Raw genomic sequence first — 9,568 nt, 5'->3', positions numbered from 1 at the left:
CGTCGCCATCAGTAGTGATGGGCAAATGTTGGCTAGTGGTGGTAGTGGTAGTGGAGACAAGACTATCAAACTGTGGTCAATAGCAACAGGCAAAGAAATTTGCACCCTCAGTCATTTTAACTCAGTTAGATCCGTCGCTTTTACCCCCGATGGAAATTGGCTTGCTGCTGGAGGTAGTGGTGGAAATATCAAAATATGGCGATCGCAGCTAGTTGTGCAATAACAGCGTCAAAATAGTATTAGAACTAGCCAACAATAAACACAATATGAAAGCATACGAATTTCCTGCCAATGTCACCGATGAAGGCAAAATAGAATTACCAAATGTGATATGGCAACAGTTAGCAAATAACCAGCAGGTAAAAGTAATTATTCTCGTCAATGAACCCACAGAAGAAGAACAAGAAGAAGCAGCTTGGCATCGTCTTGCAGCCGAACAATTACTAAAAGGCTACAGCGAAGATGATGCTATCTACGACACGATTTAATCAATGCAAAATTATCAATCTGGTTCTGTTATATTGCTCAAACTGCCATTTTCTGATGCAGTAACATTCAAACTTCGCCCAGTATTAGTACTTTTAGATACCGGAGATGACGATATTATTGTGGCGCGGATTACCAGTCAAATCACTCAAACTGCTTTTGATGTTGAAATTATCGAATGGCAGCAAGCAGGTTTAATGCGTCCTTCAGTAGTGAGATTGCATAAGATAAACACAGTAGAAAAGCGTTTATTAGAACGTCAATTAGGAACTTTACAACCAAATGATTGGGAAAAAGTGTGTCAGAACATCTCTCAAATATGGTCTTCTATTCAATAGAAGCCTTTCTGACTATCATTATGATGTAGCGGAGCAGTGCGCTAGTACTTAGCGCGTCAAAATAGTAAACCGTATTGCTTTTTAATCTACAACTGTTTAGTTCTAAACACAAACTTTTTAACTTCAAACAAAAACGTTCTCACTTGAAACCGAAAAGTTCTCGTTTAAAACCAGAACATTCTCACTTCAAACCAAAAACTTCTCGTTTTCAACCAGAACATTCTCACTTCAAACCAGAAAGTTCTCGTTTAAAATCAGAACGTTGTCACTTGAAACAAAAACGTTCTTGCTGACAACAGCAAAAATTGAGCTTCTGACTGGGAGTTTTTCACTTGAAACAGAAACACCCAAGCTCAGAAGCTCAAAATTTAAGGTTTTTAGGTAGAAGCATTAAGTTAATTTCTCAACTTAAGGAACTCCAAACAAAAAAATACTCAACTACTTATTGTGGGGTGGGCGTCTCGCCCGCCCATAGCCAAGGGCGGACAAGATGTCCACCCCACAAGATTGGATAATTTATTTGTTGGAAGTCCCTTATGAAGTTTGTGGTTGCACTTTTTTAGCTTTCCGGGCAAATCTGCGTCCTAAATCATCAATCATTGACTCTAAACCCGCGCCTTTACCACTGACTTTCGCATAGTTATATACCATCAACCCCGCCGCATAAGCTTCGCTACCAACAGCCACAGATGTATCATCCACCAGTTCTTGCAGTTGCGTCAACGACAGCAAAATGGGATACAGGGCTTCAAATAATTCGATATCTTGGCGCATTTCATTCAAGTCAAAAGAACGAGGTAAGAAGTCAGGGTTTTGCGTGCCGATTTCCAACGCCTTACTCACAAACGCCCGACTCTTATCTCCCAGCTTAGGTAAAGCTTTACGCTCTTCAGTTGTCAAATCAATCAAGAACGGTAACTTTTCGCGGATAGTAGTAATAGCTTGCATCACGGCTTCCCTGTCTGCGGGGGAAAGTTTTGCACTAACTTTATTATCTGCCATTTTTCATACACCTTTAAGGGGACTAAATTTCAGTATTCCCCAAGTTATTTAGGCAGTAATAGTTATTTATAAGCAATTAAGAAAAAGTTTTTATACCTTTCAATAAGTGATATCTCGCTAATTAGCAACCTTGAGCAAGTTTCACGATTAGAGTCCAGTGGCATTTGACTCAAGGAAGCCGAACATTTAGAGATAATAGTAGCAGAGGTAATCTCAAAATTAGGCGTTAGCAGAGCGGTGCGCTAGCACTTCGCAGCTAGTTGTGGAATAACATTACTACTTCTATAGGAATCTCATTTGATTGCGTGAAAAAACTCAGTACACATCTATTCTCCCTATTCCCTTTTGGAAGCTGTAAATTTAGCCTAATAAGTATGGTAGAGCCATAAAAGTAATAGCCGAAAAATACAAACCTAATTTTTATCGTACATTCAAGGGTTTAAAATCCCTACATCTTGTCGTAACATATTTTGAGTCTGAGTTTAAATCCCCGAATCAAAATGCCTTTAATTTTGAATTTTGAATTTTGAATTTTGAATTGTTAATATGACTTCTTTTCCCCATTACATCCCTCAATCTGACCCGCCGCTTCCTCCTTGGGAAACCCTACCAACGATGTATGATTTACCAAGTGATAACCCAGAGGAACCAGGCTTGCCAGACGATTTTCATTTTTTACAACCCTTACTTTTATACTTAACTTTTCAGCCCATTAACTGGAATTCACAACTAGTTTACAGTGCGGCTGACCTTAATCTCTACTATGATTTACAGCATCCTTTGTGGTATAAACGCCCAGATTGGTTTGGTGTAGTAGGCGTAGAACAATTATACAAAGGGCAAGACTTACGGTTAAGTTATGTCACTTGGCAAGAACCAGCAAATCCCTTCGTGGTTGTTAAGTTATTATCTCCAGGTACGGAAGACGAAGATTTAGGCACAAGAAGAGAAAATGCAGCAGATAAACCTCCTAGCAAATGGGAAGTTTATGAGCGAATTTTGCGGATTCCTTACTATGTTGTATTTAGTCACTATACTAATGAACTTCGGGCTTTTCAGTTAGTCGGCGGTCACTATGAATCGATGAATTTGACCGATGGATACCTACTAATGCCAGAGATAAATTTAAGTTTAGGCTTATGGCAAGGTTCATTTCAAGATATTGAAAAATTGTGGTTAAGGTGGTTCACTTTAACGGGAGAATTAATTCCTGCACCCACAGAGGAAGCTGCTGCTGCAACCCAACGAGCTATAATTGCCGAACAAGAAGCTGCTCAAGCCAAACGAAAAGTAGAACAATTAGCAGAACGTTTGCGTCAGTTAGGCGTAAATCCTGATGAACTAGATGAACTATTGTAGCTTCACGAGTTTTTTCTGATACGCAGCTTGATTTTCTGCTATTGAGGAATCATCTGTAGTGAAAATTTTGATAGCCGATGCCGAAGCCGCTATCTGAATAATGATATAGTTTCTCAGAAAGATTAATTTTTGAGAGCGATCGCATATTTAGCACTTGAAATACATATAATATTTCTTTCAGCAAGTCTATAGCAACCTCATTTTTTATGCAAAACCATGATGTCACGCTATATCCTTACTGTTCCTCAACCCAGTTTCAATTGGGTAACTATGGGGAAAATAAGGTTCAGCAGCAAATCTCAAAAGCGATGCCCTGAACATTTGCAGATATTACCGCAGACACAGATTATGTTGCGGTGGCTAAAATACTTAAGTATTAGTAGTACGATCGAATTACTCAGGTTAAAATTGTCTATTTGGTAACACAAGACCATCAGAAAATTGTAGAAAAGTGTATTTCCTTGGCTCGATAGTGGTGCTAACCTCAATTTAAAGGATGTTATCAGCCTTTATCTGCTAGAGTTTCTGACTTTCAGCAAATTAGATAATTTATCAATAACAAAATCGCTAGGAGTGCGATGATGATGTCACAGTCCCCTATGACAAGACCAGAAATAGCTGCTGGAACTCTAATCGATAACCGCTATATTATCCAAAAACTTCTAGGACAGGGAGGATTGGGACGAACTTACTTAGCATTTGACACTCGTCGGTTTAATGAAGCCTGTGTTCTCAAAGAATTTGCACCCATTGGCACAGGCGAAAGTGGACTAGAACAATATCGTAACTTATTTAAAAGAGAGGCGAAAATTCTTCATCAATTGCAACATCCTCAAATTCCCAAGTTTTTGGCTTGCTTTGAAGGAGATGGTCGGCTATTCCTAGTACAAGAGTATGTTGACGGTAAAACATATTCAAGACTGCTAGGAGAACTTCAACGTCAAGGAAGAAATTTTTCAGAAGACGAAGTTATACAGTGGCTAAAGAATCTGCTGCCTGTTTTGGAATATGTTCATCAGCACAACATCATCCATCGAGATATTTCTCCAGACAACATCATGTTACCCGATGGCAAGGATCTGCCAGTGCTGATTGATTTCGGGGTAGGCAAGCAAATTGCTGATATTAACGAGGCGAGAAGTTCCAACCACCAGGTAACATTTGTTGGCAAAATGTCCCTTGTAGGCAAAGTTGGATATGCTCCCCGCGAACAGATTAGTTTGGGTTTATGTTCACCCTCTAGTGACCTTTATGCTTTAGGTGTAACTGCTATTGTATTACTCACAGCTAGAGATCCATCTTTACTAATGGATCAATACTCACTTGAATGGAACTGGCGTGATTATACTTATGTTACTGATGGGTTTGCTCAAGTACTTGATTGTATGTTGGAAGATAGGCCTAACAAGCGATACCAAACAGCCAGCGAAGTTCTTCGAGATTTAGAGCGTATTCGAGAACCAGAAATAGCAATGTTTTCTGCAATCATGGTTGATGATTTACCGGCTACGGTATTTAACCCTGAATTTCAGGCTATGTCGGCTTTATCGCAGTCATATAACCAACCTGAAGAAACAATTTTTAATTCACCCACTAGTCCACAAACTGGGCAAAGAATTGAACAACAATCTTCACTACAACCAGCATTTATCAAACATTGTCAGCAAGAATTAGCCTACCACATCGGCCCAATGGCAAATCTGATTATAGAAGAAATACTAGCCCACAATCCTTATATTTCAGCTGACCAATTTATTGAACTTGTAACTAAGGAGATTCCTAATTTTCAAGCAGCTTTTGAATTTAAAAAAAGCTTATTTTCATAGAGATTTAGACATCACGGATTGAGGAATAATTTTTAATCTTTTAACTAATTCTATGGGTTTAAGTCAACAAAGCTAATAAAATTAGCAAGGTTTTTTAGTAGGTTTAAATATCCTAGAAACAAAAATTAATTACGTTAACATCCTGCAAAGCGACTCTGTATACTTCTATGAGGGAAGCAAGTTACACGCAACGTCTTGTACAGAGCTTGATTACGTTAGTGTCCCGCAAAGCGAGTTTGCGTACCCTTACAGAGAAGCAAGCTACGCTTTTAAGTCTCTTAGAGAGAATGTCATTAGAAATTATTGTAATCGCCTGTACCTCCTTGAGTACGTTTGATTCTTTTCATCGCCATTTCTAAACTTAACTGCATCCGTTTAAAGGCTCTAGCTAAATTACCGATTTCATCATTAGACATCTGCTCAAATTCAACTTCCATATGTCCCGTACTAACTTCTTCGGCTATGCGAGTCATGCGTTTGAGAGGCTTCACAACTTGTCGATTCAAGAACAAGTTGACTAATAGGATAGTCGCTATAAATATAGCTGATACAATCAAGATAATTAGTAAAGAAGACTGATTTGCTTTATTAATGACATTCTTGGCGGGTACTGATATAATCTGAGCGCCAACAATTTCATTAAGTTTCCACCCAAATCCATTAGCAGCACCATAAAGACTAATCATACTTTGAGGTGCAGCTTCAGGTACGCTATGACAGGCCAGACAGCTTTGTTCAGACACTGCTAAGGGACGAGCAATATAAAAGATATCCCCACCAGGAATTGAGCGAAATCCACTAACTTCTTTAAGGTCTGATTTATTTCTGAACTGTTCTACAATTTCTGTCTCAAAACCGTCAGCCTTATCTCGAAGATTTGTGGGATTGAGAGTTGCTTCTTTATAAAAGAAATCACGGTAGTCTGTTGTTTTCCGTAAAATTTCAAACACTTCTCGTGCTGAGTATCCAGGAACGGTTTGCGGCAAAAATTCAGTAGTTAATTTATCAACTAGCTCTGGATTTACTTGAGTGCTGGTGTATTTACGAACAGAACTCATTGTTTGAATGAGCATGAGACCAGTGGAGCTAATATCTTGTTTAGCATTCTCCCTCAGTAGAGAAGAAAGAGTAAATCCACTCAAGCTCAGACCAAATGTCAAAATTACCAGTAGCAGAATTGTAAATTTTTGTTTCAAATTTAGATTCTTAAGCATAATTTTAGATTACCTACAAGTCAAATTATTATGAACAAATATGTCTAAAGTTACTGTTTACTCTAGCATGAGCAATCAACTTTCATGTTTTCGTATAAAGGCATAGTTTAGGCAAAACTATGAGGGTATATTCAAACTTTATACTATTAGTAATTATTGAGGTTAATCAAAATGTTATCTAAGTAACTAAGTTCCAAAAAGCTACAACAGCAATTCAAATGGAATTCCCAAAAATTCGTGTTGGCGGTTCTGATACCGTGCCAAAATAAATACCAGCAATCGTCAAATATTACTAATGGTGTGGAATGCAGGAAAGTCTTTATTCGGGGGACGCTACATTATTGAAAGCCAACTAGGTGAAGGCGGAATTGGCATTACTTATCTTGCCAGAAATCAACGAAATCAACAGCGAGTGATTAAAACCCTCAAAGAAGAAATCCTGAATCACCCCGCCTGGATACTCCACCGAAACAAGTTAAGGCAAGACTTTCGTGATGAAGCAGTTCGGCTGGCTGTGTGCCACCATCCTCATATAGTACAAATAGAAACCATCTTCGATGAGGGAAATTTGCCCTGCATGGTGATGGATTACATCGAAGGGGAAGACTTAGCACAGCGCTTGAGGCGAATAGGAGTGTTATCAGAGGCAGAAGCACTACTTTACATCCGGCAAATTGGCGATGCTTTGACCTTAATCCATTCTAAAGGACTGTTGCATCGGGATCTCAAACCACGCAACATCATGATCCGCATTGATAAATTAGAAGCAGTGCTGATAGACTTTGGCATCGCTAGAGAATTTATTCCTAATACGATCCAAAGGCATACAGTGTATCGTACTCCTGGTTTTGCCCCACCTGAACAGTATGAATCAGAAGCGCCGCGAGGAGAATATATTGATATTTACGCCCTAGCCGCTACTTTGTATAATTTGCTTACCGCAGTTGTACCGACTAGTGCAGATGATAGACGTCACAATATTAATTTAGAACCACCACAATATTTTAATCCCAACATCAGCAACAGGGTAAATCAAGCTATTATGTGCGGCATGGATCTGGAGTCAACGTATCGTCCCCAGTCTGTGCAAGAGTGGTTGGATTTATTAGGCCCTGAAACAGGAGAGTATGTAACAAAAAGCTCATCTAATTTAGTGATAACCCCTAAGCTGCAACTACCTGTACCTGTTGTATTAGATCGGCAGAACTGGAAATGCGTACAGACCCTCAAAGGTCATTCTAGTATGGTTCATGCGATCGCCATTAGCCCAGACGGACAATTTATTGCTAGTGGCAGTAATGACAAGACCATCAAATTTTGGCAAGTGAGTACTGGCAAGCTAGTGCGTCAACTGGGTCGTTGGCCTTCTAGTCATTCCAGTATGGTTCATTCGGTCGCCTTTAGCCCAATCCCAATCTCTTCAAACCTTTCTTATCAAGGCGAATCCGGCAAATCTGCGGGAGTTGCAGACCTCAATCGGGGAATCTTAGCTAGCGGGAGTTGGGATAATACAATCAAATTGTGGGATGTCAACACGGGTAAAGAAATTCGTACTCTCACTGGTCATGCTAATTGGGTAAATTCCGTTATTTTTAGTCCAGATGGCAAGTTTTTGGCTAGTGGCAGCGCTGACTGCACAATCAAACTGTGGCAGGTAAACACAGGCATAGAAATCCAAACTTTCACAGGTCATTCCGACCCAGTTTCGTCAGTCGCCTACTCTCCGAGAACGTTTACAACCAATAGCCAGGATAGACAACTGGTGGCTAGTGGCAGTAATGATTACACTATTAAATTGTGGCAAGTATACACAGGCAAGAACATTTACACATTCACAGGCCATTCTTTCTTTGTCAACTGTATCGCCTTCAGCAAAAATGGGGAAATTATCGCCAGTGGCAGTGGTGACAACACGATTAAACTCTGGCATATAAATACAGGCAAAGAAATTCGTACTCTCATAGGTCATTCTGATTCAGTTTGGTCAGTCGCCTTTAGCCAGGATGGACAATTTCTCGCTAGTGGCAGTTGGGACAACACTATCAAACTGTGGCACATACACAGTGGCAGAGAAATCAGCACACTTACAGGGCATTCCAACTATGTTAGATGTGTCGCCTTCAGTCCCGATGGCCAAACCCTAGTTAGCGGTAGTGATGACGACACTATTAAAATTTGGCGAAGGGGTAGTAAATAATTCGTAATTTTTCTATAAATCTACAGATAGAACTGCGATCGCCCCAAATTTGTGACAATAATGACGGCAACCGTTATTTTTGAACAAAAATAAATATATGGGCTTTGGTATTGGTGATTTATTCTGGATTTTCCTCCTTCTGACTTCTTTGCAACCCCTTTGGCAAAAACGTCAAATAGAATATCGGCGCTTGCGTGCTTTACAAGAATTCCAACAGGAACGCAAAAGTCGGGTGATTTTACTAATTCACCGTCAAGAGTCCATTAGCTTTTTGGGAATTCCTATATCTCGCTACATTACTATTGAAGACTCAGAACAAATATTGCGAGCAATTCGCCTCACACCGCCAGATGTAGCAATTGACTTAATTTTGCACACTCCTGGCGGTTTGGTTTTAGCTACGGAACAAATCGCCAGAGCGTTAATTCGCCACCAAGCAAAAGTCACAGTTTTTGTACCTCACTATGCTATGAGTGGCGGTACAATGCTTGCCCTCGCCTCTGATGAAATTATTATGGATGCTAACGCTGTCTTGGGTCCAGTCGATCCCCAACTGGGTAATTACCCCGCAGCCAGTATTCTGAAAGTGGTTGAAGATAAACCCATCGGTGAGATTGATGACCAAACCCTAATTATGGCTGACCTATCACGCAAAGCAATACAGCAGGTACAGCGGTTTGTACGAACTTTGCTAAAAGACAGTGTACCTAAACAAAAAGTTCTGCCAGAAAATATCGAACCGATTATCGAAGCCTTGACAACTGGGCGCGTCACCCATGACTATCCCATCACTATTGAAGAAGCAACAGAAATGGGGCTGCCCGTAACCGTCGGACTGCCCCATTCTATTTATAATCTCATGGATATGTACCCACAGCCACAAGGAGGACGACCCAGCGTGCAGTACATTCCTATGCCTTACAATGACCGCCGTCCAATTCTACCTACACCCAAGGGCAGACCCTTAGAAGAACCAAATCAGATCGCTTGAGCGGATTTGGGGTAGGAGTTTTTTTGGCAACTAGGGTGTAGCTGTTGGTGTAGCTGTTGGTGTAGCTGTTGGTGTAGCTGTTGGCGTAGCTGTCGGTGTCGCTGTTGGCGTAGCTGTCGGTGTCGCTGTTGGCGTAGCTGTCGGTGTCGCTGTTG

At 40.4% G+C, this 9,568-nt stretch carries 10 protein-coding genes; 7 read left to right on the top strand and 3 right to left on the bottom strand.

What is annotated here, in order from left to right; translation table 11 throughout:
• The 3 genes from RM049_RS33440 to RM049_RS33430 form a co-directional block, all read left to right on the top strand.
• The coding region (locus tag RM049_RS33440) for a WD40 repeat domain-containing protein (RefSeq protein WP_416212679.1) at positions 1–223 on the top strand (223 nt) is incomplete at its 5' end.
• A 43-nt stretch (positions 224–266) separates the two neighbouring features.
• Positions 267–488, top strand: coding sequence for a hypothetical protein (locus RM049_RS33435; protein WP_322686673.1), 222 nt, complete (start codon positions 267–269; stop codon positions 486–488).
• Positions 489–491: 3 nt separating this feature from the next.
• Positions 492–824 carry a type II toxin-antitoxin system PemK/MazF family toxin gene (locus RM049_RS33430; RefSeq protein WP_322686674.1) on the top strand — a complete coding sequence of 111 codons (333 nt, stop codon included), beginning with the start codon at positions 492–494 and terminating at the stop codon, positions 822–824.
• A gap of 534 nt (positions 825–1,358) precedes the next feature.
• On the opposite strand, the gene RM049_RS33425 is transcribed toward RM049_RS33430, so the two are convergent.
• Entirely contained in the window at positions 1,359–1,826 is a 468-nt protein-coding gene (locus RM049_RS33425) for a hypothetical protein (RefSeq protein WP_322707248.1), read from the bottom strand.
• Between the two features lie 546 nt (positions 1,827–2,372).
• Between RM049_RS33425 and RM049_RS33420 the strand changes: the two genes are divergently transcribed.
• Positions 2,373–3,185 (top strand): Uma2 family endonuclease, encoded by an 813-nt coding sequence (locus RM049_RS33420; RefSeq protein WP_322707247.1) that lies wholly within the window; start codon positions 2,373–2,375, stop codon positions 3,183–3,185.
• Between the two features lie 49 nt (positions 3,186–3,234).
• On the opposite strand, the gene RM049_RS33415 is transcribed toward RM049_RS33420, so the two are convergent.
• Positions 3,235–3,411, bottom strand: coding sequence for a hypothetical protein (locus RM049_RS33415; protein WP_322707246.1), 177 nt, complete (start codon positions 3,409–3,411; stop codon positions 3,235–3,237).
• Between the two features lie 358 nt (positions 3,412–3,769).
• Between RM049_RS33415 and RM049_RS33410 the strand changes: the two genes are divergently transcribed.
• The gene (locus RM049_RS33410) at positions 3,770–5,011 is read left to right on the top strand and encodes a serine/threonine-protein kinase (protein ID WP_322669861.1); all 1,242 of its coding nucleotides are present in this window, start codon (positions 3,770–3,772) and stop codon (positions 5,009–5,011) included.
• Between the two features lie 293 nt (positions 5,012–5,304).
• Here the strand turns inward: RM049_RS33410 and RM049_RS33405 are convergent, their stop codons facing one another.
• Positions 5,305–6,225, bottom strand: coding sequence for a Tll0287-like domain-containing protein (locus RM049_RS33405; protein WP_322707245.1), 921 nt, complete (start codon positions 6,223–6,225; stop codon positions 5,305–5,307).
• 295 nt (positions 6,226–6,520) lie between these two features.
• Between RM049_RS33405 and RM049_RS33400 the strand changes: the two genes are divergently transcribed.
• Both RM049_RS33400 and RM049_RS33395 read left to right on the top strand, forming a co-directional pair.
• The gene (locus RM049_RS33400; protein WP_322707244.1) at positions 6,521–8,422 is read left to right on the top strand and encodes a serine/threonine-protein kinase; all 1,902 of its coding nucleotides are present in this window, start codon (positions 6,521–6,523) and stop codon (positions 8,420–8,422) included.
• 97 nt (positions 8,423–8,519) lie between these two features.
• Positions 8,520–9,413, top strand: coding sequence for an SDH family Clp fold serine proteinase (locus tag RM049_RS33395; protein ID WP_322669758.1), 894 nt, complete (start codon positions 8,520–8,522; stop codon positions 9,411–9,413).
• The last annotated feature ends 155 nt before the right edge of the window (positions 9,414–9,568 follow it).

The sequence above is a fragment of the Nostoc sp. DedQUE04 genome, assembly GCF_034530995.1.
Lineage (GTDB): Bacteria > Cyanobacteriota > Cyanobacteriia > Cyanobacteriales > Nostocaceae > Nostoc.
This window is presented reverse-complemented; position numbering and strand designations above follow the sequence as displayed.